Source organism: Nocardia otitidiscaviarum, assembly GCF_007362295.1.
In the GTDB taxonomy this organism is placed as follows: Bacteria; Actinomycetota; Actinomycetes; order Mycobacteriales; family Mycobacteriaceae; genus Nocardia; species Nocardia otitidiscaviarum.
In genome coordinates this window covers 2,605,601-2,629,970 of record NZ_CP041695.1, presented here as the reverse complement: position 1 = coordinate 2,629,970, position 24,370 = coordinate 2,605,601, and the positions used below count along the sequence as shown (strand labels likewise).

Sequence of the window (24,370 nt, the reverse complement as noted above, 5' to 3'; positions counted from 1 at the left end):
GCGAGATGAAGGTTGTGCTCTTCTGCGGCGGCTACGGCATGCGCATGCGCAACGGCTCCGAGGACGTACTGCCCAAGCCCATGCAGATGGTGGGCCCGCGCCCGCTGATCTGGCACGTCATGCGCTACTACGCGCACTTCGGACACAAGGATTTCATCCTGTGCCTGGGCTACGGCGCGGCGCACATCAAGAACTTCTTCCTGACCTACCAGGAGTCGGTGTCCAACGATTTCGTCATCCGCGGCGGCCGGGTGGAGTTGCTCCAGTCCGATATCAGCGACTGGTCCATCACCTTCGTCGACACCGGCGTGGAATCGCCCATCGGTGAACGCCTGCGACGGGTGCGCAAACATCTCGAGGGTGAGCACTACTTCCTGGCCAACTACGCCGACGTGCTCACCGACGCGCCGCTGGACGAGGTGATCACGAAGTTCCAGCAGTCCGGTGCGGCGGCGTCGATGATGATCGTGCCCCCGCAGTCCTCCTTCCACTGCGTGGATGTGAACTCCGCGGGCGAGGTCAAGAACATCACCCCGGTCTCACACCTGCCCATCTGGGAGAACGGCGGCTACTTCGTGCTCACCCAGGAGGTCTTCGAGCATCTGCCGCGCAACGGCGATCTGGTGGAGGACGCCTGCGGCGCGCTGGCCGCGCAGGGCCGGCTGTTCGGGTATCAGCATCACGGCTTCTGGAAGCCGGCCGACACCTTCAAGGAGCGCGCCGAACTCGATGCCGGATACCACCAGGGCGACCGCCCGTGGATGGTGTGGGAGCGGCCCGCCTCATGATCCGGCTCGATACCGGGTCGGTCCGCGAGATCGCACTACTGGCCGCGCACTGCGACGACCTCGCCATCGGCCTGGGCGGCACCCTGCTGACCCTGGCCCGGCGCGGATTGCGGGTGCGCGCGCTGGTACTGAGCGGGGCCGGCACCGACCGGGCGCGCGAGGAACAGGACGCCCTCGAATCATTCTGCCCTGGAACCGATCTCGAACTGGAGGTGCTCGACGTCCCGGACGGCCGCGCCCCCGCGCACTGGGAGCCCGTCAAGGACGCGGTGGCCCGGCTACGGCGCGGCGGCGATCCCGACGTGGTCTTCGCCCCGCAGCGCGAGGACGCCCATCAGGACCATCGGTTGCTGGCCGAACTGGCCCCCACCGAGTTCCGCGACCATCTGGTGCTGGGCTACGAGATCCTCAAGTGGGAGACCGACACTCCCAAACCCACTGTCTTCCATCCGCTCTCGGCCGAGGTGGCCGCACGGAAGGCGGAGCTGCTCATGAAACATTATCCGTCCCAGCGGGATCGGGACTGGTTCGACGAACTGTCCTTTCTCGGACTGTCCCGGCTGCGGGGCGTGCAGTGCCGCGCCCCGCACGCGGAGGCATTCGTCCTGGAGAAGGCGGCCATCACATTCGGAGGTGCGTAATGCGTGTACTCGTCACCGGACATCAGGGCTACCTGGGCACCGTCATGGTGCCGGTGCTGCGGGCCGAGGGACACGAGGTGGTGGGCCTGGACAGCGGCTTCTTCGCCGACTGCGTCCTCGGCGATGCCCCGCAGGATCCGCCGGGGCTCGCGGTCGACCTACGCGACGTGACCGCGGCGCAGCTGGCCGGATTCGACGCGGTGATCCATCTGGCCGCGCTGTCCAACGATCCGCTCGGCGCGCTGGCCCCGAGCATCACCTACGACATCAACCATCACGCCTCGGTGCGGTTGGCGGAGTCGGCGAAACAGGCCGGGGTGCGCCGTTTCCTGTACGCCTCCACGTGTTCGGTGTACGGGGCCGCCGGGGACGGCCTGGTGACCGAGACCGCGCCCCTGCGCCCGATCACCCCGTACGCCGAATCCAAGGTCCGGGTCGAGGACGATGTGGCGGCGCTGGCCGATTCCGGCTTCTCGCCGGTGTTCCTGCGCAATGCCACGGCGTTCGGTTTCTCGCCGCGGCTGCGCGCCGATATCGTGCTCAACAACCTGGTCGGTTACGCGGTGCTCACCGGTGAGGTGAAGGTGCTCTCCGACGGCACACCGTGGCGGCCGCTGGTGCACGCCCAGGACATCGCACGCGCCTTCGCCACCTGCCTGACCGCGCCCGTGGAGGCCATCCACTGCCGGGCCTACAACGTGGGTTCCGAGGCCAACAACCGCACGGTCGCCGAGATCGCCGGGGCCGTGGTGGACGTGGTGCCCGGATCGCGCTTGGTCATCACCGGTGAGAGCGGCGGCGATCCGCGCTCCTACCGGGTCGACTTCTCGTATGCCCGAAGGGAATTGGGCTTCGAGGCGCAGTGGCGCATTCCCGACGGCGCGGCCGAGCTCTACACCGAGTATCTGCGCCACGGCCTCACCGAGGAGCGGTTCTTCGCCGCCTTCACCCGGCTGGCGCGGCTGAAGTCGCTGATCGCGGCCGGTGCGCTCGACGACGAACTGCGCCGGATCAGGATCGGGGCGGCAGATGGGTGAGCAGGTCCCGCCAGGATCCCGCGGCGGCGTCCCGGCCGGAGACCACGGTCACCGGCCGCGGCCACGCGATGGCCAGGTCCCGATCGTGATAGGCCACGCCGAGATCCTCGCTCGGATCGTGCGGCCGGTCGATGCGGTAGCAGACGTCGGCCACCGCGGTGAGCGCCTGGAAGCCGTGCAGGAAGCCGGGCGGTACGTAGAGGTGCCGAAACTCATTGTCGTCCAGGAGGAATGCCTGTTGTCGCCCGAAGGTCGGCGAGTCCGGCCGGATATCCACCAGCACGTCGTGCACGGCCCCGTGCGCACAGCGCACCAGCTTGGCCTCACCGCGCCCGGATCGCCCGTGCATCCCGCGCACCACGCCCAGCACCGAGCGGGACTGCGAGTCCTGCACGAACGCCGCCGCCGCGCCGGGTACGCCCAGGTAATCGTCGAATTCCGCGGCGTCGAAGGTGCGGGTGAACAGCCCGCGGTCGTCCCGGTGCGGCTCGGGGGTCAGCACCAGCACGTCGGCGAGTTCGGTCGGTTCGATGCGCACCGGGCCATGGTGCCATGAGGACGGCGACGGCGCGCGGGTGTCGCGGTTGCGGGGGCACGGAGTTGGCCCGGGTCCTCGATCTCGGGAAAATGCCCGCCGCGGACGACTTTCCGATGCTGGCGGCGACACCGGAGGCCGACGAGTCCGGCCATCCGCTGGCCATGGACCTGTGCGCGGCCTGCGGGCTCGCCCAGTTGGCCGAGGACGACACCCATACCGCCGAACCGCGCGGCGTGGAGCCGCTGGCCCTGCGGGAGCAGGCGGCCGACGCCCTCGCCCGGGTGGCGGCGGCGGGCTGGTTGGGCGGGCGCACGGTGCGGGAGTTCGGCAGCCCGCACGGCGGCAGCTGGCTGCCGATGCTCGCCGAACGCGGCTTCACCGAGACCGACGGCCCGGCCGATCTGGTGATCGACTGTTTCGGCATCATGCACGAACCCGATCAGCTCATGGCCTTCGCCCAGCGCGCGGCGGCCACCGCGCCCACCGGGGTGCTGCTGCTGCAATTCCATTCGCTGCGCACCATTGTCGAGCAGGGGCAGTGGAATGCCCTGCGGCACGGGCACTTCGCGTACTACTCGCTGACCGCGCTGCGCCGATTGCTCGACGCGGCCGGGATGAGCGTGGCGACCGCCTGGGAGTTCGATCTCTACGGGGGCACCATCCTGGTCGCGGCGGTGCACGCGCCGATCACGCCCGACGAGTCGGTGGCGGCCATTCTGGCCACCGAATCCACGCTCGGCGACGCGGACGCGGTGCGACACTTACAGCGTGACGCCGATCGCCAGGCCCACGCGCTGCGGGTCTGGCTGGAACGCGAGCACGCGCGTGGGCACCGGGTGTACGCCTACGGTGCTGCCTCCCGGGCGATTTCGCTGCTGCACCTGGCGGGCGTGCACCGCGGCCTGCTGGCCGCGGTCGCCGACGCCTCGCCCGCGAAGCAGGGCCGCCGCATGTCCGGAACCGATGTGCCGATCATCGCGCCCGCCGAACTCGTTGCCGCCCAACCGGATCAGGTACTGCTGACCGTGGCGGACCTGCTGCCGGAGGTGGCGACGCTCTGGCCCGAACTGGATGGGAAGTGGGTGGTGGACATACCGGAACCGTAATGAGACACCGGAGTTCGTCTTGGCTTCAGTTGTGAGAGCGTCAGTTTCAGCCGCACCACCTGATGAGGGAATTGGGGAGAGATGAAGGTTAAGCATCGCGCCACCGTGCGCACCATGGCCGTCGCGGCCGCTGTCACCATCGGTCTGGCGTTGGGCTCCGGTACCGGCCTCGCCGGAATCGACAGCAGCAGCTCCATTCTGGACCGGCAGGATCGCACCGTCGAGGCGATCCAGTCCGATACACGCATCGACTTCGTACCACCGCTGGACGGAAACCCCCTGACCCGGGAGTGGTTCCACCACGGCACGGCCAGCTACCGCATCAGCGGGCCGCACGCCGAGGACTGGGAGGGGCACATCACCATCGGCTACCAGGTCGGCTATCCGGCGACGCTGGACGGCAAGATCCGCTTCCAGTGGTGGACGCCCAGTCTCGGTGTCGAACTCGACGATTCACCGGGCGTCAACCTCGGCGGTTTGATCCCGCAGGCGGGGATCGAACTCGCGGTGGGCTTCGGGCCCGGCATCCAGACGGTCGAGGCGGCCGGGGGCGATGTGTTCGGCTCCGAGGGCTTCATCCGCATGTCCGGTATGCACGCGACGGTGAGCGGTGTGATCGGGCAGGTCACCATCCGGCCGTGGGTCCGGGTCGTCAGCGCGGGCGGCGATGCGGTGATCACCTACGGGCCGCTGTGGACGATCTGAGCCCAGCGGATCCGAGCTCGGTCACGGTGTGATCTCAGCGCGTCCCGGCCGTCCGCGGCCGGGACGCGCTCACGTGGAAGCCGGCCGAATACCTTTCAGCGCACCATATCCGGGCGGTTGCGCAGCGTCGCCACCGTGCGGATGCGCAGCCGCTCGAAGGCGGCCCGCGCCAGGCGCAGATCTCCGGCCAGCACATCCCCGCGACGCACCAGGTGGGGGTATTCCGCCCCGAGCCGGTGGTGAAACCGCAGCATCTCGGTCAGTTTGCTGACCGTCGAGGTGCTGCTGCACAGATTGAAGCTCGAATTGCGCCAGGCCGCGGTGAGCTGCGGCATTCCGTAGAACGCCCCGAAGGCGCTCACCCGCGCGAACAGATCCACATCCATCGGGAAGACGAGATCACCGCGGAAGCCGCCCACCCGGTCGAAGTCGGCGCGCCGGAAGGTGGCCGCGGCCGTGGGGCCGAATTCGGCGGGCCCCCTGCGCACGATCACGCGCATGAGGGTGCGAGCGCTGTGCTCGCCGAGCAGGCCGGGCAGGCCCAGATCGGTCTCCTCCACTCCCCCGGCCTCGTCGATCACCTGGAATTTCGACGAGCAGATGGCAATGCTGTTGTCGGCCATGACCGCCTCCTGGGCGGCCAGCGCGCCGGGCAGCAGGATATCGTCGGCGCACACCACCTTCACCAGTTTCCCGGTGGACAGCGATACCACCCTGTTCCAGTTCTCGCCGATGGGCAGCGTCTGCTCGTTGCGGTGCAGGCGTGCCCGCGCGTCGTCGAACGACTTCGCGATGGTGGAGGTTTCGTCGGTGCTGGCGTTGTCCAGGACGACCACCTCCATCTCGACATCCTGGTCGAGTATCGACCGCAGGGTCGTCTCGAGGGTGCGTGCGGAGTTGTACGCCGGAACGCACACCGAAAGTTGAACCACCATTCCCCCTGAGCAGTAGTGACCGATGCCGTGGTAACCGGGTCGCGGTGGCCGCGCCGGTTACTCCTCGACGAGGCGGAACACGCGCTCGAGTCCCGCCCGGCTGGCGTCGATCTGCTCGACGGCCTGGTGCCGCAGGGTGTCGCGCAACTCCGGTGCGGCCGCCCACAGCTCCCGCACCTGTTGGGTCAATTCCCGCTCGAGATCGGTGGAATCCAGGTGCACGACCCGCAGCCCGGCCCCGAACATATCGGCCAGTCCGTAGAACTTGTCGTCATAGTACTGCGACGCCGTTACGCCGATGGCCGGAATTCCTTGGGAGAGCGCGAATACCGCCAGATGGTAGGCACTGGTCACCAGTACCCGGCACCGCGACACCTGGCGGGCCACGTCGGCGGCCGTCCCGGCGCGGCCGATGACCGGACGGGTGCGCTCCGCGCCGGAGAGCAGCGGCAGGGTGGAGCGGCGGTCCTCGGAGTCGTATTCGGAGATGATGAGCGGTGCGAGCGCGGCATCGAATTCCCGGGCGCAGGAGCGCACCACCGCGCCGAGGGTGTCCCGGGCGGAGTCGCTGACCTTGGAGTAGTCCGCGACCCGCAGGCACAGGCCGAGGTCGGCTCCGATCTCGGGCCGCCGCACGCGGTAGGCGAATTCGACGGCGTCGTCACCGGTGACCAGCACTCGATCCGCGGCCACCCCGAGTTCGGTGAGCAGCCGCGGCCCGCGCACGCCTTCGCGCAGCGCGATCACATCCACATCGGGCAGTATCGCGGCGGCGCGTTGCAGCAGGCGCGGATCGGCCATGGGCCCGAGGCCCTGCCCGAGCATGGCGGTCGGGATCCCCCGGGCGCGAGCACGTTCCAGCAGATTCAGCGTGCGGTGCGCCTGATACAGGTCGATATCGGTCATATAGCCGCCCCCCTGGGCGATCACCAGGCTCGCGGTGTCGACGGCGGCGGGTACGGGTGGCTCCGGGAGCCTGTCCGCCGCCGAGTCGGTGTCCCGCCCCAGCATGCCGCGCGCACCGCGCACCGCCCACGCCTTCACCCCGCGCAGATGCGATTTCGGCACATCGGTCGACGCCCGCCAGGCCACGGCGGCCGGACCGGTCAGGTTCGCGCCCACCGCGCGCTCGACGCGGCCCGCGAGTCCCCCTCTGCCCCACTGGCCGCCGCCCCGGGCGTAGACCGGCTCCGCGGTGGGCAGCAGCCCGCGCAGGATGGCCGGTTGGTCGGTCAGCACCCCGATCCGGGCGTGCGGCCAGCGCTGGCGCAGCCGTTCCACGGTCATTACCATCATGGCGATATCGCCCCGATTGCGCAGCCAGTACTCACCGTTGTCGATGAGCACCCGGAAGTCACCGGCACCGGCCCCCGCGCCAGAGTTCCCCACTGTGGTTGTCCTTCCGCGAGTCCGGCGCCGCGCCGGCGTTGACGTAGGGAGGGGCAGCTCTGCCGCATGCGCCCGGCCGCCCCTGGCGGGTCCCCTCTGCCGAGCATAAATCCGCAGCGAATGTAGCGCACCGCGTACGGTTGGCGCTACATGGGATCGAAATGGTGAAATCGGTTCTTCCACAAGATCATCCGTCCAGCTCAGCGGCAGGTCACGGGGTGCACAGCGCGGCGTCGACGACGGCGTTCGGATCGATGCCCGCACCGTGAAGGTTCAGAATGTCGGGTAGCTGGTTCATGCTCACCGTCACCGCCCGCTCCGGGGTGGCCGCCCCGTAGACGAAGAAGCCGTGCATGGCCCCGCCGTGTCCCCACACCTCGGTGCCGCAGGAGGTGGTGCGGCGGAACAGCCCCAGTCCGAAATCGTCGGACCGGCGCGGATCGCCGCTGGGCACGGTGGCCCGCATCTGCTCGAGCTGCGCGGGGCCGAGGATCCGGCCCGCGAGCAGCGCCCGGAAGAACCGGTTCAGATCCGCTCCCGTGGACACCATGGCCCCGTCCGGCAGGCCCCAGCCGGGATCGATATCGGTGATGTCCACCAGGGTGTCGCCGAATTGGTGATACCCGCGCGGATGGGGGCCGCGGATGACGTTCTCCACCGGGTAGAGCGGCCAGTAGGTGCCGCGCAGGTCCAGGGGGATCAGAATCCGCCGCGTCACCTCCACCCCGATCGCGACGCCCGTCACCGCCTCGACCAGGCGGCCCGCCAGCAGATAGTTGGTATTCGAATACTCCGCCCGCGCACCGGGTTCGAACGCGGCCGGTTGGTCCAGTCCGAGGCGGATCAGCGCGTCGGCGGAGCGGGAGCGCCGCAGCGCGTCCACCGATCCCAGCTCGATCCGGGTGAGATAGTCGGGGATCCCGCTGGTGTGCTGGAGCAGATTCCGTACCGTGATCCGGTTTCCCTCCCCACCGGGCCCCGAGACGACCCCGGGCAGATAGCGCTCCACGGGCGCGTCCAGGTCGATCCGCCCCTCACCCACCAGCAACAGCACCACGGTGGCGACGAACGCCTTGGTATTGCTCGCGATGCGCACGGCCGCGGTATCCGGGAAGGGCACACCGGTCCCGAGATCGCCGACACCGCTGGTGATCTGGATATCGCGATCGCCGGCGGACTCGACGAGCTGGGCGCCGGGCACATCGGCGGCCCGTACCAGAGCGTCCAGCTCGGTCCGCACCTCGGCGGTGGCGGCGACGGCGGTGTCGGAGCGGGCGGCGGTGGTGCCGCCGGTGAGCACGGCGAGGGCGACCACGGTGACCGTGGCCAGGGCGATATGTCGCATCGGCTGCTTTTCGTCGAGGGGATCCGGCCTGCCCGGTGATACGAGCGGGCGGCGCGATCCGTTCGATCGGATCCGTGCGCGAAATCAGTTGGGCAGCACGTCGGTCGACCACATACTGCACAGCCAGCGACCGTCCACGTAATCCATGGCCATGGCGATACTGCGGGTCTCGGTGGTCTCCGGTTTGCCCTCGACCCGGTGGATCTCGGTGACGTTCGCGGTGATCTCGTAGTGGGTGCCGTTACCGGAGGTGGCCGTGCAGTGGGCATCGCCCGCGCGGGTCTTCTCCGGATCGGCCGCCATGATCAGGCGCAGGGCCGGGAGCAGCTGTGCCGCCTGGACTTTCCAGGTGCCGGTCGCGCCCTCGTGCACCCGGGTCTCCCAGGCGGACGGGGTGTCGTAGTCGTAGGTCGTCATGAGCTTCGCGTAGTCGCAGGCGGCCTGTTCGGCGGCGGCGCGGGTGGCGTCGGTGGCGACCTCGCCGGGCCCGCTCGCCGCACCGAAGATGAAAGTCAGTGCGCCGGTGGCGAATCCCACCCCGATACCGAAGGCGACCAGCAGCGCCAGCAGCGCCGCCAGCAGCAGCGCCGGACGGGGACGACGGGAACGGACCTCGACCGGCCCGGTGTGACGCGGGGCGAATGCGGTGGGCGCGTACGCGTTCGAGGACGCGGCGAACTCGTCGGACGGCTGGGTCGGGGCCGGGTTCGGGACGGGGTGTCGCGGCGCGGAACCGTGCGCCCCCGTGAGCGCGCGCTGCGCCGCGTCGGCCAGTTCCCCGCAACTGCCGTAGCGCCGGTCCGGGTCCTTGGCCAGCGCATGGGCGACGACATCGTCGAACGCCGTCGGCACGGCGGGATGTCGGAGACTGGGCCGGGGCACCGGCATATTCAGGTGCCCGTTGATCACCTGCGCGGTGCTTGCCCCCGGATAGGGCAGTTCCCCGGTGAGCATGTGGAACAGCGTGCAGCCCAGCGCGTACACGTCGGCGCGGTGATCCACCGGCCCGAATTCGAACTGTTCGGGAGCCGCGTATTGGAAGCTGGCGTACATCTCGCCGGTGCGGGTGAGCCCGCTGGTGTGGTCGAGGGCCTTGGCGATGCCGAAATCGGCCAGGTACACCTGTTGGTGCGGCCCCCAGGCGAGCAGGATGTTGGCGGGCTTGACATCCCGGTGCAGCACACCGGCGCGGTGGGCGTGGTCGAGGGCCTTGGCGGTCTCACCCATGATCCGGACGGCGTGGTCGGGCCGCAACGGCCCCTCGCGCAGCACCGCCGCCACATCGGTGCCCTCGACGTACTGCATGGCCATCCAGAGCCGGTGCTCGTCGCGGCCGCGCGCGTAGACCGCGACGATATTCGGGTGGGAGAGCCGCGCGGCGGTATCGGCCTCGCGCAGGAAGCGCTCGCGCACCTCGGGATCATCGGCGACGGCCGCGCCGAGCAGTTTGAGTGCGACGGGCCGGGGCAGGTCGCGGTCCTGCGCGAGATACACCTCGCCCATTCCCCCCACGCCGAGCAGCCGTTCGATCCGGTAGCCCGCGAACGTCTGTCCCCGCGCCAGCGTCCGTATCACCGTATCGCCTCCGACCGCCCGCCTTACTGCCGATCACCATAACGCACCCCGGACCCGAGCAGAGGCCCCGAAGATCGACGGCAGGAGCGCCGCCGCCGGGGCGCACGCCCGGGTCGCGAGTTCCGGATTCGACGCCTGCGGAGGGCGATCCACGCTCAGCGCACGGGGGCGAGGTCCGGGCGCTTGGGTGCCAGGCCGTCGCCCGAGGATCGGCCGGTCAGCCGCCGCTGAATCCACGGCAGCAGGAATTCCCGGGCCCAGTGCAGATCCTCCTGGCGCGCCGTCGGCCAGGGCTTGGGCTCCTCCGGCCCCCACGGTGCGCGCCAGTCGGCGGCCACCGGAACGCCGAGCACCTCGCAGGCCCGCAGCGCCAGCCGCTCGTGGCCCGCGGCGGACAGGTGCAGCCGGTCCCAGCTCCAGGCCCGGTGGTCCTGCAGTGTCCGCATACCCCACAGATCGAGGACGGGGCAGTCGAATTCGTCGGCGATGGCCCGCAGGTGCATGTTGTAGGTGGCGATCTTGCCGCGCAGATGGCGCATGACCGGCTGGAAGCCGGTGTCCATACCGGTGACGACCACGACCGTGGCGCCGGTGCCGCGCAGTCGGATCAGCGCGTCGCGGTAGATCTCGGCCAACTGGTCGGGGTCGCCACCCGGGCGGATCAGATCGTTGCCCCCGGCGCAGCAGGTGATGAGATCGGGGCGCAGTTCGAGCGCGCGCGGCAGCTGATCGTCCACGATCTGGCGAATGAGCTTGCCGCGCACCGCGAGATTGGCGTAGCGCACCTCGGTGTGCTCGGCGAGATGCTCCGCCAGCCGATCCGCCCAGCCGCGGTAGCGACCGTTCGGTGTGGCATCGCTGTCGGGGTACGGGTCGTCGAGCCCTTCGGTGAAACTGTCGCCCAGGGCGACGAAGGTCAACTGGTCGCTGTCGAGATTCAGTTCCGGCACAGCCTGCGATCTTGCCCCGCTATCTTCGGGTTACGCGACCGTCGGTTGTCCGGCCCGATCGCATCCGTCCAGGTGATTCGGCGTATTCCCGGGCGCGGCCCGCACTTTCTCTCATAGTCCGGCCCTGCCGCATGCGGTCCGGATCACGGTGTGGCGCGGCGATCTTCCGCGTTTGTCGAACCGACCGACCACCCCCTTCGGTTGCCTCGCAATAGCCGACCTACCTGCGCGGATTGACCTACACTGACCGAGAGGGCGCGCGGATCGCGACCGCGATTCGTGACGGAGTGGACTGACCCGGGGGTGACGGTGTTGGTGGGGTCGCTGCGGGTGCATATGACCGGATCGGAATGGTTCGCCGCCGCCCCGGGCGGATTGAACCGGTACTTCACGGATCTGTACCGGGCGCTGAACGACCACCCGGATATCGCGGTCACCGCAACGGCTTTCGGAGACGCCCCGGCCGGTCCGGGGGCCGGGTCGTGGGGACCCACGGGCGGGTCCACCCTGCACCGCGCTCGTACGGCCTATCTGGACCGCGCGGAACTGCTACCCGGTACGGTGCTGGACCGGCACTTCTGCCTCTACGGCCCGTCCACGCGCGGGCGCAATCCGCTGGTGGTGCACTTCCACGGGCCCTGGGCGGCGGAAAGCCGGATGGCCGGCGAGAGCGACCGGGCGGTTCGCGCCAAATACCTGGTGGAACGGCTGCGCTACCTCGGGGCGGACCGATTCGTGGTGCTGTCCCAGCACTTTCGCCGACTGCTGGTCGCCGACTATCGCGTGTCCGCGGACAAGGTCCGGGTGATTCCGCCCGGCGTGGATCTCACCCGCTTCCCGATGCCCACCCGCGACCGGTCGACCGGCACGGTGCTGTGCGTGCGGCGACTGGAACGGCGCATGGGAATCGACGTCCTGGTGCGGTGCTGGCCCGAGGTCAGCGCGGCGCACCCCGACGCTCGACTGGTCGTCGTCGGAACCGGCACGGCCGAAGCGGAACTCCGGGACCTGGCGCGGACCCAGGACTCGATCCACTTCACCGGCACGGTCACCGACACCGAACTGACCGACCTGTACGCACGCGCGGACCTCACCGTGGTGCCGTCCCTGGCGCTGGAGGGTTTCGGTCTCATCGCGCTCGAATCACTGGCCGCCGGACGCGCCCCGATCGTGGCAGACTGTGGCGGACTGCCGGATTCGGTGCGGGACCTCGATCCCACCCTCATCGTGCCGCCCGGCGACGGCGACGCCCTCGCCGCCCGCATCATCCGCGCCCTCTCCGGCGCACGGCCCGACCCGTCGCAGTGCCGGGCACACGCCGAAACGTTCTCCTGGTCGGCGGCCGCCCGCCGCCACCTGGACCTGTATCGGGAGCTGGTCACCGCATGAGAGCGGTATTCCTCGCGCACACCGCCGCCCCCTCCGGGGCGGAGCTCGCGACCCTGCGGCTGGTCTCGGCCTTGCCCGCCGGAACGGTCGCGGTGGTGTACACCGAGGACGGACCGATGCTGCACCACATGCGCGAGCGCGGCATCGAGACGCGGTCGGTCACCACCGATTTCGACTCCCGGGCCCTCACCATCGACAAGGCCGACGTGCGAGCACTGCTCACCGGTGCGCTGGGTCTGATCCGACTCGGCTGGCGGCTCGGCGACACCGTGCGGGAGCTGGGGGCCACCGTCGTGGTCGCCGGGAGTACCAAGGCGCTGCTCATGGGTGCGGTGGCGGCCCGGCGCGCCCGCGTCCCGCTCGTCTGGCATGTGCACGACCGGGTTTCGGCCGACTACTTCGGCCGCCGGCTGGCGCCGGCACTGCGGATACTGGGCTGGCTGGTGGCGCGCGGGGTCATCGCCAACAGCCGGGGCACCCTCGCCTCGCTGTACACCTGGCGGCGACCGGCCGTCGTGGCCTATCCCGGTGTGGAATTCCGCCACGACCACGCCGAACCGGACCGCGAGGAGCAGCGCGACCCGGCGGAGACGGTGGTGGCCGTGGTCGGCCGCCTCGCCCCGTGGAAGGGCCAGGACGTCTTCCTGCGCGCCCTGGCCGACGTGCGCGTCCTGCCGCGCGAGGTCTTCCTGATCGGCGGCACGTTCTTCGACGAGGAGCACTACCGCACCGAATTGGAGAATCTCGCCACCGCGTTGGATCTGCCGGTCACCTTCACCGGGCACGTGGACGATCCGGAACCCTATCTGCGCTGCGCGGATGTGCTGGTGCACTGCTCGGTACTGCCCGAACCCTTCGGGCAGGTGGTGGTGGAGGGCATGCGGGCGGGCTGCGCCGTCATCGCCAGTCGCCCCGGCGGCCCCGAGGAGATCATCGAGACCGGCCGCGACGGTCTGCTCGTGCCGGGCGGCGACCGCCATCAGCTCACCCGCGCCCTGGACACCCTGCTCGGGGATCGGGAACTGCGGGTGAAACTCGCCGCCGCCGCCCGGCTGCGCGCCCGCGATTTCGACATCGACGAATCCGCGCGCACGGTCGAGCGGTTCCTCACCACGGTCACCGCCCGCCACCGGAAGTGGTGGCGGCGTGGATGATTCCAACGATCCGCTACCCGGCGCGGACCCACCCACATTGCCGCTGCGGCCGGTGCGCCGCCGGGCGGCCGGGCGAGCACGCGAGCCCGATCGGATCTCCGACGCAGATCGGCTCTCACTGCGCCGCTTCGGGGTTCCGCTGCGCGCGCGGTACCGCCGCTTCGACACCGATCCCCCGCCACCGGAATCCCCGTACGCGGAGCGGGAACAGCGCAGCATCCCCCAGTGGGCGGGCCGGGCCGATCACTATCCGATCTCCTGGTCACCGCGCCGCGCCCCGGACGGCTCCTACGCGCACAGCGCCGAAACCTTCGCACGCGGTGCTGAAAGCCTCCCGCACGGTACTGATAACTCCGCACGCCGTGCCGAAAACGCCGGTCCCGGTGCCGAAAACGCCGAGCGCCGGGCCGAAAACGCGGGTCTGGGTGCCGAAACCACTACGCGCGGTGCCGAAAACGCGGGGCGCACCCCCGAACACACCACGCACGGTACCGAGAACGCTACCCACAGCAGCGCGGATGCCGGGCGCGGTGCCCACGCCGCCGCCCACCGCGACAGTGCCTCCCCGCCACGCACAGTCGGCGGCCGCCATCGCAGACGGGCCGCGCCCAAACACGGGCTGGCCGGCGTGGTCCGCGATATCGTCCTGGTCACCTTCGGCAAGTACGGCCAGTACGCCATCACGGTCATCACCCTGCCGCTCATCGCGCGCATCCTCGGCCCGCACGGTGTCGGCCTGCTCGCCATCGGCATGAGTTCGTACTTCATCGGTTCGCTCGTGGTCGATCTCGGCGTCACCCAGTTCCTGGCCGCCCGCGTGCACGAGGCGGACAGCAGTCCGGGCGAGGTGAACCGGCTGCGCGGCACCTATGCCGCGCTGCGCGTCACCACGGTGAGCGTGATCGGCGCGGCACTGCTGACGAGCCTGCTGGTGGGCGTGCCCCCGGCCCTGCACATGGTGCTGCTCGGACTGTTCACGGGCGGGTTCTGGTCGTTGTCGGAGGACTGGCTGCTCATCGGCCAGGGTCGCTTCGGATCCTCCACCATCTACCAGGGCGTCGGCCGGATCGGGTACCTGATCCTGTTGCTGGTGCTGCTCCCCCAGTTTCCGACCGCGTCGACGGCCATCGTCTGCCTTCTCGTCTCGTCCGTGCCCACGGTCGCGCTGACCTGGTGGGATTCGATGCGCCACTTCGGCCGCCCGGCGCGGCCGAGCGGGGTGCGCGCCGTGCTGCGCCTGGCCGCACCGGTGTTCACCTCCCGGCTGCTGGTCACCGGGTACGGACAGGGTTCGGCCGCCATCTACGGCGCGATCCTGTCCGCCGCCTCGCTGGGGCTCTACTCGGCGGGCGACCGGTTGGTCCGCGCCATCCAATCCACCCTGGACCCCATCGGTTTCGCCCTGCTGCCCCGGATGGCCCGGCGCACCGACCGCGAGGACTTCTGGCGCACCTCGATCCAGGCGCTCGCCGGCTGCGTCGCCATCGCCACCGTGGCGACGGTGACCGTCTGGGTGAGCGCACCCTGGCTCATCCACCTGGTCTTCGGCCAGGAGTTCGCCGAGGCGGTGCCGCTGCTGCGCTTCGAGGTGCTCATCCTGCCCGCCACCACGGTCACCTCCTATGTGACGACCGCGGTCCTGACGGTGCGCCAGGACACCACCGGTGTGCTGGTGGGCGCCATCGTCGGCACCTGCGTCGCGGTGGCGGCCATGGCGGTGGCGACCCGCACCCAGTCGGTGTGGACCCTGGTCTACGGAACCGTTTTCGCGGAAATCTCGGTCGCGGTGTGGTACATCATCCGCATGCGGTGGCTCATCGTCCGCGAACGGACGATGCGACGGGGGGCCGTCGGACCGGCCACCGTCCTGATGCGCAAGGGGGAAACCGCGTGAAGATCCTCTTCGTCGGCGACGACTGGGTGGGCAGCAACGCCCGCTCGCTGGCCGACGGCTTCCGGCAGGCGGGTCACGAGGTGGTGGTGGTCGACACGACCGCGGTCACCCTGCCCGCCCGGCTGTCGCCGCCCTGGGTGTACAGCAAGGCGGCGCGACGGCGCGCGCCGTGGACCGTGGACCGGCTGCACCGCGAGATCGACACCGCCGCCGCGGAATTCGTACCGGACGTACTGTTCGCCTTCAAGGGTGTCCACCTCGATCAGCGGCGGCTGCTGAGCACCTCGGCCGGTATGCGGGTGCACTACAGCGCCGACGATGTATCCAATCCGTACAACACCACGCCGGAATACCTGGCACACGAATCGGAATGGGATCTCATCGTCACCACGAAAGCACACAATGTGGCCGAACTACGCGACCGCGGCGCGAAGAATGTGAAATTCGTTCGTAGTGCTTACGATCCGGCCTGGCACCATCCGTGCGCCCGACGCGGCGCCCGGGACTTCCTGGTCGGCTTCATCGGCGCGGTGCGCCCCGACCGCCGCGACCTGCTCGTCGATCTGGCACGCGAATACGGCCCCCGCATGCTGCTGCGCGGTCCGGGCTGGCGACGGCTGCGACCGCTGTGGCGGACCGGCGCGGCGGTGGGCGGCCCGGTCTACGGTGAGCACTTCTCCGCGGCGGTGGCCGGGGTGACCGCGAACCTGGTGCTGCTCAATTCCGACAATCGTGATACCCACACCTGCCGCACCTTCGAAATCCCCGCTGCCGGAGGGCTTTTCGTCGGCCAACACACCGACGAACACGCCGACCTGCTCGACGACGGCACGGAGTGCTTCCTCTTCTCCGATCCGGCGGAACTGCGCGAGGTGCTGGCCCGTTGCGCCCGCCGCCCGGACGAGGCCGCCAAGGTCGCCGAGGCGGGCCATCGCCGCATCGTCGGCGGACGACACCGCTATGTGGACCGGGCTCGCGAGATCATCGATGCGCTCGCCGGATAATGGCCGAAAACGGCTGCGGAAAAAGGGTAACGGCGAACGGGTCCGCGCGGACATAGTGGTGATGGTGAAGGACGTTCGCTGATGGGGGCCGCACAGTCCGAGGTATTTCTCGTCGCCGGTGCGCTGGCGACGATTGTCGGCGCTGCCCTGTTCCTACCCGGTGTGGTACGGATATTTCTCATCGCGCAGGTGGCGCATTGGTCGCTGTCCTATGTCGCGCGACCGGTGGTGCTGCTGTGGACCCGGCCCATGCCGCACTACGGCGACAATGTGCCCGATCCCCGGCTGGCCGAATTCGGATACGACGACGGCATCGCGCTGGTCCTGGAGCCCGTCGTGTTCGGACTCTGGTTCTACGCCGCGCTGGTGGTCGCCTATACCGTGTGGACCCGGTACCGCGGCGGCGAAACGGCCGCGGCCACACCGCCACTGATCGACAATCCGGTCTTCGTCCCCACCCTGGTGGTGCTCTACGTCCTGGGCACGCTGGGCCGCCTGGCGGCGGTCGCCACCGGCACCACCGGCAAGGCCGGTGAGCTGGAGAGCCCGAATCCGATCATCAACCTGATCACCATTCTCGCCACGCTCGGCGCGGTCGGGCTGCTGGTCTATTTCCGCTCCGACAACTCGCGCACCGTCCTGTTGGTACTGGGCGCACTGTGTTTCGGCGAACTGCTCTGGACGGCCACCGTGCAGTCCAAGACCCCGATCATGGGCGCGGCCCTGGCCATCGCGGTCCGCTGCGCCATGACGGGCTGGACGCGCGCCAAGGTGGTCGGCATACTCGCGCTCTCGGCGCTGGCGGTGACGGCCTTCGGCTGGTTGCAGTCGCTCAAGACCACCGCGGCGGCCAAGGCCGACGCGGAGCGCATCGACGCCAACTATCCGCCGATCGTGCGACCGTTCCTGAGCCTGCTCCGGCGTTTCGACCTGCTCGAGGCCGCCACCGACGCCTACTGGGCCGGGCCCGGATCCTGGCTCACGCCCGCGGAGGTGCTGCGGCACGCGTTCGAGAGTCTGATTCCGACGCAACTGCTGGGGCAGGAGAAGTTCCGGGCGGGCGCGGCCTGGGCCGAACAGGTGCGCGGCGCGTCGGTGGACATGTCGACGGTCTCGGTGTCGCTGGCCGAGGGCAATATCAACGAGGGCTATGTCCTCGGCGGCTACACCGGTGTGGCCGTGGGCGTTTCGTTCACCTTCATCCTGCTGCTGCTCTGGCGGCGGGCTCTCTACAGTCGGCACCTGGCCTTCGCCGTGCTGGGGCTGGCGCTCATCGAGGTACCGGTGCTGTTCGAGCGGGGCATTCTCGGCAGCATCGAGACACTCGGCAAATACCTCCAGGCGGTGGTGCTGACCTGGATGGTCTATCTGGTCGTCGGGGAATATCGCAGACGGGTGACGGAGCTGGCGGGCTACCCCGCGGCGCCGCCCGGGAAAAAGAGGACAGCGCAATGGGTTTGACCGACTACCTGCATCTGTTTCGGCGGCGCTGGCCGGTCATCGTGGCCGCGGTGGTGCTGTGCGTGGTCGCGGCGGCCGGGTACGCGCGCAGCCAGCCGACCACCTATTCGGCCTCGAGTTCGGTGTACGTCTCCATGGCCACCGGCACCTCGGTCAACGATTCGTATCAGGGCGGACTCGCGGCGCAGCAGCGGGTGCGCTCCTATATCGACCTGGCCACCAGCGTCACCGTCGCGCAGTACGTGAAAGATCAACTCGGCCTTCCGGATTCGGTGAACGACCTGCGCGGTCGGATCACCGCGGCGGCCCCGCCCGCCACCACCATCATCATCGTGTCGGTCACCGACGACACCGCCGACGGGGCGCGCATCCTGGCCGACGAGGTGGTCTCCCAACTCCGGGCGCTCATCTCCCGGCTGGAGTCCATCCAGGCCGACGCCGCGCCCGCGGCGCGGGCGGTGGTCATCGACAAGGCCCAGACGCCCACCCAGGCGAACGGGCCGCAGACCACCCGCATGCTGGCGCTCGGCGTGATCGCCGGACTGCTGCTGGGACTGGGCGGGGCGCTGGCCTGGGACCGCCTCGACAAGCGGCTGCGCACCTCCACCGATCTGGAAGCCATCCTGCCGGTGCCGATTCTGGGCATCATCGACGACGGGCGGCCCGGTGCGGCCGGGGAGACCCGCCGCCTGCGCACCCGGCTCACCGCCGACCCCGAACGCACCAGCGTGCTGTTCACCGCGCTGTCCCCGCGCTCGGAACCGGAGGTGGCACTCGGTCTGGCCCGCAGCCTCGCCGATACCGGCGCGCGGGTGGTGCTGGTGGACGCCGACACCAGCGGCCGCGGCTCCTCCCGCCGCATTCCGGTGGGCGCGGCCCCCGGTCTGGCGGAACTGCTGCGCAACAGTTCGTCCACCGCCGAGGCGGTGGTGCTGTGGCCGGAGGTGGGGATCAGCGTGCTGCCGCTGGGCGTCGTCGATCTGCGCACCCCGGATCTGCTGGCCTCGGAGCGCTTCGCGGAGATCATGTCCAAGCTGCGCACCGAATACGACCACATCATCGTGGAGGCGGCCCCGGTCACCGCCGCCGCGGACGCCATCGCGCTGGCGCGGCGCTGCGACGCCACCGTCGGCGTGGTCGAACTCGGCCGCACCACCTCGGCGCAGGTGCGCGGGGCGCTGGCCACGTTCGGCGCGGACGATCCGCGGCTGGCGGGCGTGGTGGTGTTCTCCCGGCCGGGCGGTGGCCTCCAACGGCTGCTGCGGCGGACGCCGACCCCGGGCACAGCGGTGAGCCGATGACGGATGATCCGGTGCGGCGGCGTCATCTGCTCGCCGCCTCGCTCGGCGCGGCGGCCTTCCTGCCACTGACGACGGCCTGCGCGTCGGGGGACGACGAGCCGGGGACCGAATTCCGGTCCCCGCACGTCACCGATCAGCCCGCCGCCCGCAATGTCCGGGATTTCGGGGCGGTGGGCGACGGGAACGCCGATGACACCGCCGCATTCGCCGCGGCGGCCGATGTCGGGGACCGACCGTTCGTGCTGTACATCCCGGCCGGGACCTACCGGGTGACCGCCTTCCCCCCGCTGCCCGACTACGCCACCGTGCTCGGCGACGGCGGCGACGCCACCACCATCGGCTACGAGGGTGACGGCACCCTCATCGTGCTGGAGCGCAAACAGCGGGTGCGGTTCTCGCGCTTGGGTTTCTACCTGTCCGGTCCCGAGGCGACGGCGGTGCGGCTGTCGGAGTGCTTCCGCTGCTCGTTCGACGGCGTGGTGCTGCGCGGCAACCATCTCTCCGACAACTACCCACGCTATGTGGAGCAGCGCGGGGTGGTGCTGGACCGCAATACCGGCGGCACCGCCTTCGTCAACTGCGATATCAACAATTTCGGCTACGGCATCGTCACCTCGTGCATCCAGAACTATGTGACCTCCTCCAAGCTCACCAACAATCGCGTCGGCGTCCTGGGCACCGGTGACAACCACAATGCCGGACTGGCCATCACCAACGTGGAGTTCGTCTCCGACTCCGATCCGCGCACCACCGACCGGCACATCTTCGTCGATGGCGCGGCCAACGACTGGTGGCTGACCAACGTGTGGTTCGAGGGGTCGGAGATCGCCCTGGCCATCGGTGTGCCGGGCGGGGGTCCGGCGCAGTTCGGCATGGTGAACTGCAAGGTGGCCGCCCGTGCGGTCTGCCTGGACCTGGTGCACTGCCGACAGCCGTATCTGGCCAATGTGCAATTCGATCCGGATCTGCGCACGCCGCCGGTGGAGCTGCGCATCGACGGCGACGGCTGCCCGGAGGGCACCGCCGTCAACCTCATCTCGGGCAGCTACGAGGATGTGGATCCGCGCGCCTTCCCCGACGGCTGGCATGTGATCGGCCGCGGGCGGATTCACGGGGCGCGCTTCTCCGGCACCATGGTCGCGCAGGCCGGGAAGCCCGACACCGATATCTTCCAGGCCCAGGACCGCGACGGCGGCATCGTGGCCGCCGTGCTGCCCAGTGGCGCGCTGCTGTCCGACCGCGCGGCGGGCGGGGTGGTGCTCCGCGACGAACAGGGCGGCTACTGGCGGCTGTCGGTGGACGCGACCGGTGCGGTCAAGACCTCGTCGCTGGGTCGACAGCGACCCACCACGTGAACGCCGGGACGGCGCGGGTACGGCTCGGACCCGTGCAGCTGCTCGGCAGCACCCTGCTACTCCGTCCGCCGCGCTTCGCGGATTTCGCGGAGTGGCGGCGCATCCGGCTGCGCGACCGGGACCTGATCGAACCGTTCTGGCACACCTCCCCGCTGGCCTGGGAGCAGCGGCACACCGCGGCCCACTGGGTGCGGGAATGTCTGGAGGCCGCCACCCACGCCCGCACCGGTCTCGCCGTGTCCACCGTGATCGAACTCGACGGCCGGTTCGCCGGGCAGGTGGAGATCGGCGGTATCGACCGGCGCGCCCGCCACGGCGAGATGGGCATCTGGATCGACGCGCGGCAGGCGCGCAACGGTTTCGGCGGACTGGCGGCGTCGGTGCTGCTCGACTACGGCTTCGAGGTGCTCGGTCTGCGGCGCATCGTCGCACCGATCTCGGTGGGCAACAAGGCCGCCGCCCACGGCGCCCGGCAGGTGGGGTACGTCTGCGAGGCGCGGATGGCGGCGCTGTTCGACGTCGGCGGCGCCCGCACCGACCACGATCTGTGGGCGGTCACGGCCGATCGGATGCCCGCCGCCGGATTCACCCGATCCTGGATCGAGCACGTGAGCGCCCGTCAGGGCGACGCGTCGGCGCGAGCACATCATGGGGAAGGGGCGCCGTCGGGGGCGGCCTCGCCCACCGGTCCCGGGGCGACGGCCCGGGCCACCGGTTCCGGCGTGACGACCCCGCCCACCGGTCCCGGCGTGACGACCGTGCTCGCCGTCTCGACCCGCTACCGTGCGGGGCAACTGCGGCGGGCCCTGCGCCGGGTGGTTCCCGCCGCCCCGATCACCGTGCCGGTCTCCGGCTACGAGGAGGTCGTGCTGCGCACCCCTCGGGCCGCCGACGCCCGCGCGTGGCGGGCTGCCCACCCCGGTAACGAAAGCGCGTGGTATCGCGAATTCATCAGCAGCAGAACCGGTTTCCACGCATCGGCCGGCCTGCTGCTGATACTCGACGTCGGCGGCGAGTACGCCGGTGAGTGTCGGCTCTTCGATGTCGACCTGTTCGGACGCAACGCTCGGCTGCGTCTCCGGGCAGATCCCGCCCACGCCGACGACGGTGTCCGCGCGGCGGCCATCCGAGCGCTGGTGGACTTCGCCTTCACCCGCCTCGGCCTGTACCGGGTGTCCACGGAGATCCCTGTCGCGGACACCGAATCCGCCGCGGTCGCCGCGAACGCGGGACTGCTCGAGGAGGGCACCATGCGCGCTTTCACCGGACCCACCGGGGTCCGTGCCGACCACACCCTGTGGGCCAGCACCCAGAGGAGCCGGGGATGATGCGAAACTTCCAGCTCAGCAATGCGATCCAGCACCGCCTGCACGATCTCGTCCCGGGCGGGGCGCACACCTACGCGCGCGGCGCGGACCAGTACCCCGAGTTCATGACCCCGGTGCTGGTGCGCGGCAGCGGCTGCCGCGTCTGGGACTGCGACGGCAACGAATTCGTCGAGTACGGCATGGGGCTGCGTTCGGTCACCCTCGGACACGGCTACCGTCCGGTGGTCGACGCGGTCACCCGCACCATCGCCGAGGGCGTCAATTTCTCCCGCCCGACCGAGCTGGAACTCCTTGCCGCCCAGGACTTCCTGGACCTGGTGCCGGGCGCGGACATGGTGAAGTTCGCCAAGAACGGTTCCGACGCCACCACCGCCGCGGTCCGCCTGGCGCGCGCGGCCACCGGGCGGGAGACGATCGCCATCAGCGACAGTCCCTTCTTCTCCGTGGACGACTGGTTCATCGGCACCACACCCATGAACGCCGGTATCCCGGAAACGGATACGGTGCGCTTCCGCTACAACGACCTACCGTCGCTCGCGGCGGCCCTGGAGGCCCATCCGGTCGCCTGCGTATTCCTGGAAGCGGCCACCGCCCTGCACTCCCCCGCGCCCGGATTCCTGGAAGGCGTTCGCGCCCTGTGCGATCGGCACGGCGCGCTGCTGGTCTTCGACGAGATGATCACCGGCTTCCGCTGGTCCGCCAGCGGCGCGCAAGGCGTCTACGGCGTCACCCCCGACCTGTCGTGCTGGGGCAAGGCCATGGGCAACGGCTTCCCCATCTCCGCCCTGGCCGGGAAACGCGAGTACATGGAACTCGGCGGCCTGCGCACCGCCGCCGAACGTGTCTTCCTGCTGTCCACCACGCACGGCCCGGAAACCGGCTCCCTCGCCGCCTTCCGCGCGGTGGTCCGCGCCTACGCCACCACCGATCCCATCGCCCGCATGGAGGCGGCGGGCCGCCGTCTCGCCGACGGCGTCAACGCCATCACCGCCGAACTCGGTATCGCCGACCACCTCCAGGTGACCGGTCGGCCATCCTGCCTGGTGTTCCTCACCAAGGACCCCGACGGCAACCCGTCCCAGCCCTACCGCACCCTGTTCCTCCAAGAACTGCTCGACCGCGGCGTCCTGGGCCAATCCTTCGTCACCTCGGCCGCCCACACCGACGCCGATATCGACCACACCATCGAGGCGTGCCGCGAGGCCGCCACGATCTATCGCAAGGCACTCGAGAACGGCGGCGTCGACGGCCTGCTGAACGGACGCCCGGTGGCACCGGCGATCCGCCGGTACGCCGAGCCCCGCCGCATCGCGACCAGGACGGAACCATGAACGCGCGCATCGCGATCGTGCACGAACGCTTCACCGAATACGGCGGCTCCGAGGCGGTGGTCGCGGAATTCATGCGAACCTGGCCCGGAGCACCGGTATTCGCGCCCATCCTGGAGACAGACTGCGTCCGCTCGGTCGCCGACGCGGCGGGCACCTCACCCGCCGCCGCGAATATCCGTGCCAGCGCCTGGCTTTCGCGGCTCTACGCCGCGACGGGACGACGGTCGCACGCCCCCCTGCTCCCCCTGGTCCCCCGCGCCCTGCGCGGCCTGCCGCTGCGCGCGGACTACGACGCGGTCGTGGTGAGCCACCACGCCTTCGCCAGCTCGGCCGCACTCGCGACCTCAGCCCCCGTGATCGCGTACGTGCACAGCCCGGCTCGCTGGGCCTGGGACAGCGCATTCCGAACCCGGGAGGCCGGCGGCTGGGCGGGCCAGCTGGCATTGACCGCCCTGGGCGGCCTGGCCCGGCGCGCGGAATTGCGTGCCGCACCCCGCATCTCCCATGTCGTCGCGAATTCCTCGGCCGTGGCACAGCGGGTGCGGGAATGGTGGGACCTGCCCGCGACCGTCGTGAATCCACCGGTGCGCGTGGACAGCTTCTCCCTGGACCCGACCGTCGAACGCGAGGACTTCTTCCTCTTCGCCGGACGCCTGGTCCCCTACAAACGAGCCGATGTGGCGATTCGCGCGGCACAGCAGGCCGGTGTGCGTCTGGTGATCCTCGGCGACGGTCGAGCGCGACGACACCTGGAAAGCATCGCCGGACCCGAGACACTCTTTCTCGGCGCCGCCGACGACGCCGTCCTGCTGGATATGTACCGCCGCTGCCGTGCCCTCCTCATGCCCGGTGTAGAGGATTTCGGCATCGTCCCCGTGGAAGCCATGGCATGCGGGGCCCCCGTCATCGCGGTCGGAACCGGCGGCGCGGTGGACACCGTACTGCCGGATATCACAGGAATACATATCGAATTCGGCCCCGACGACGAAGTTATTCAGTCGTTCGCTCGCGTAATGAAGGATTTCCCCAGCCAGAATTTCGACGGGGAACGAATCAGAAAGCACGCATTGGACTTTTCGCCCACCGTTTTCAGAGAGCGAATGTCGAACGTTGTCGACAACTGCTTACAGAACTTGACATAATA

General features: G+C 69.9%; 21 protein-coding genes. 15 read left to right on the top strand and 6 right to left on the bottom strand.

Annotation, left to right across the window (positions count from 1 at the left end):
• The first annotated feature begins 5 nt into the window (after window positions 1-5).
• Genes FOH10_RS11485 through FOH10_RS11475 form a run of 3 tightly spaced genes read left to right on the top strand, consistent with a single transcriptional unit; the run spans window position 6 to window position 2,466 of the window.
• The gene (locus FOH10_RS11485; protein WP_029930653.1) at window positions 6-788 is read left to right on the top strand and encodes a sugar phosphate nucleotidyltransferase; all 783 of its coding nucleotides are present in this window, start codon (window positions 6-8) and stop codon (window positions 786-788) included.
• Window positions 785-1,429 (top strand): PIG-L deacetylase family protein, encoded by a 645-nt coding sequence (locus FOH10_RS11480; RefSeq protein WP_143984021.1) that lies wholly within the window; start codon window positions 785-787, stop codon window positions 1,427-1,429. Before FOH10_RS11485 ends, FOH10_RS11480 begins: the two co-directional genes overlap by 4 nt.
• Window positions 1,429-2,466, top strand: coding sequence for an NAD-dependent epimerase/dehydratase family protein (locus FOH10_RS11475; RefSeq protein WP_143980696.1), 1,038 nt, complete (start codon window positions 1,429-1,431; stop codon window positions 2,464-2,466). The genes FOH10_RS11480 and FOH10_RS11475 overlap by 1 nt, the downstream gene beginning before the upstream one ends.
• On the opposite strand, the gene FOH10_RS11470 is transcribed toward FOH10_RS11475, so the two are convergent.
• On the bottom strand, window positions 2,441-3,004 hold the full coding sequence (locus FOH10_RS11470) for a dTDP-4-dehydrorhamnose 3,5-epimerase family protein (protein ID WP_143980695.1): 564 nt from the start codon (window positions 3,002-3,004) through the stop codon (window positions 2,441-2,443). The two genes, FOH10_RS11475 and FOH10_RS11470, sit on opposite strands and share 26 nt — an antisense overlap.
• Before the next feature lie 89 nt (window positions 3,005-3,093).
• Between FOH10_RS11470 and FOH10_RS11465 the strand changes: the two genes are divergently transcribed.
• On the top strand, window positions 3,094-4,110 hold the full coding sequence (locus tag FOH10_RS11465; protein WP_244961888.1) for a methyltransferase domain-containing protein: 1,017 nt from the start codon (window positions 3,094-3,096) through the stop codon (window positions 4,108-4,110).
• An 81-nt stretch (window positions 4,111-4,191) separates the two neighbouring features.
• Window positions 4,192-4,815, top strand: coding sequence for an MspA family porin (locus FOH10_RS11460; protein ID WP_039813291.1), 624 nt, complete (start codon window positions 4,192-4,194; stop codon window positions 4,813-4,815).
• A 95-nt stretch (window positions 4,816-4,910) separates the two neighbouring features.
• On the opposite strand, the gene FOH10_RS11455 is transcribed toward FOH10_RS11460, so the two are convergent.
• The 5 genes from FOH10_RS11455 to FOH10_RS11435 all read right to left on the bottom strand — a co-directional run bounded on the left by FOH10_RS11455 (window position 4,911) and on the right by FOH10_RS11435 (window position 11,009).
• Window positions 4,911-5,750, bottom strand: coding sequence for a glycosyltransferase family 2 protein (locus tag FOH10_RS11455; protein ID WP_143980693.1), 840 nt, complete (start codon window positions 5,748-5,750; stop codon window positions 4,911-4,913).
• Window positions 5,751-5,807: 57 nt separating this feature from the next.
• Window positions 5,808-7,139 carry a polysaccharide pyruvyl transferase family protein gene (locus FOH10_RS11450; RefSeq protein WP_244961886.1) on the bottom strand — a complete coding sequence of 444 codons (1,332 nt, stop codon included), beginning with the start codon at window positions 7,137-7,139 and terminating at the stop codon, window positions 5,808-5,810.
• A gap of 211 nt (window positions 7,140-7,350) precedes the next feature.
• Window positions 7,351-8,484, bottom strand: coding sequence for a serine hydrolase domain-containing protein (locus tag FOH10_RS11445; protein WP_143980692.1), 1,134 nt, complete (start codon window positions 8,482-8,484; stop codon window positions 7,351-7,353).
• Window positions 8,485-8,568: 84 nt separating this feature from the next.
• Window positions 8,569-10,059, bottom strand: a complete 1,491-nt coding sequence (locus FOH10_RS11440) for a serine/threonine-protein kinase (protein WP_244961884.1) — start codon at window positions 10,057-10,059, stop codon at window positions 8,569-8,571.
• Between the two features lie 155 nt (window positions 10,060-10,214).
• The gene (locus FOH10_RS11435) at window positions 10,215-11,009 is read right to left on the bottom strand and encodes an SGNH/GDSL hydrolase family protein (protein WP_143980691.1); all 795 of its coding nucleotides are present in this window, start codon (window positions 11,007-11,009) and stop codon (window positions 10,215-10,217) included.
• Between the two features lie 330 nt (window positions 11,010-11,339).
• Between FOH10_RS11435 and FOH10_RS11430 the strand changes: the two genes are divergently transcribed.
• The 10 genes from FOH10_RS11430 to FOH10_RS11385 all read left to right on the top strand — a co-directional run bounded on the left by FOH10_RS11430 (window position 11,340) and on the right by FOH10_RS11385 (window position 24,368).
• Window positions 11,340-12,398, top strand: coding sequence for a glycosyltransferase family 4 protein (locus FOH10_RS11430; RefSeq protein WP_244962067.1), 1,059 nt, complete (start codon window positions 11,340-11,342; stop codon window positions 12,396-12,398).
• Window positions 12,395-13,552 (top strand): glycosyltransferase family 4 protein, encoded by a 1,158-nt coding sequence (locus FOH10_RS11425; RefSeq protein ID WP_143980690.1) that lies wholly within the window; start codon window positions 12,395-12,397, stop codon window positions 13,550-13,552. The genes FOH10_RS11430 and FOH10_RS11425 overlap by 4 nt, the downstream gene beginning before the upstream one ends.
• A 619-nt stretch (window positions 13,553-14,171) precedes the next feature.
• Window positions 14,172-15,446: a lipopolysaccharide biosynthesis protein gene (locus tag FOH10_RS11420; RefSeq protein WP_143984017.1), complete on the top strand. Its 1,275-nt coding sequence runs from the start codon at window positions 14,172-14,174 to the stop codon at window positions 15,444-15,446.
• Window positions 15,443-16,450, top strand: a complete 1,008-nt coding sequence (locus FOH10_RS11415) for a CgeB family protein (RefSeq protein WP_143980689.1) — start codon at window positions 15,443-15,445, stop codon at window positions 16,448-16,450. The genes FOH10_RS11420 and FOH10_RS11415 overlap by 4 nt, the downstream gene beginning before the upstream one ends.
• 81 nt (window positions 16,451-16,531) lie before the next feature.
• The gene (locus tag FOH10_RS11410) at window positions 16,532-17,911 is read left to right on the top strand and encodes a hypothetical protein (protein WP_143980688.1); all 1,380 of its coding nucleotides are present in this window, start codon (window positions 16,532-16,534) and stop codon (window positions 17,909-17,911) included.
• On the top strand, window positions 17,902-19,212 hold the full coding sequence (locus FOH10_RS11405; protein WP_143980687.1) for a Wzz/FepE/Etk N-terminal domain-containing protein: 1,311 nt from the start codon (window positions 17,902-17,904) through the stop codon (window positions 19,210-19,212). Before FOH10_RS11410 ends, FOH10_RS11405 begins: the two co-directional genes overlap by 10 nt.
• Window positions 19,209-20,567 (top strand): glycosyl hydrolase family 28-related protein, encoded by a 1,359-nt coding sequence (locus FOH10_RS11400; RefSeq protein WP_143980686.1) that lies wholly within the window; start codon window positions 19,209-19,211, stop codon window positions 20,565-20,567. Before FOH10_RS11405 ends, FOH10_RS11400 begins: the two co-directional genes overlap by 4 nt.
• Window positions 20,564-21,895, top strand: a complete 1,332-nt coding sequence (locus FOH10_RS11395) for a GNAT family N-acetyltransferase (protein WP_186000797.1) — start codon at window positions 20,564-20,566, stop codon at window positions 21,893-21,895. Before FOH10_RS11400 ends, FOH10_RS11395 begins: the two co-directional genes overlap by 4 nt.
• Window positions 21,895-23,226 carry a glutamate-1-semialdehyde 2,1-aminomutase gene (locus FOH10_RS11390; RefSeq protein WP_143984016.1) on the top strand — a complete coding sequence of 444 codons (1,332 nt, stop codon included), beginning with the start codon at window positions 21,895-21,897 and terminating at the stop codon, window positions 23,224-23,226. Before FOH10_RS11395 ends, FOH10_RS11390 begins: the two co-directional genes overlap by 1 nt.
• A complete protein-coding gene (locus FOH10_RS11385; RefSeq protein ID WP_143980684.1) occupies window positions 23,223-24,368 on the top strand; it encodes a glycosyltransferase in 1,146 nt (381 codons plus the stop codon). The genes FOH10_RS11390 and FOH10_RS11385 overlap by 4 nt, the downstream gene beginning before the upstream one ends.
• Window positions 24,369-24,370: the final 2 nt, after the last annotated feature.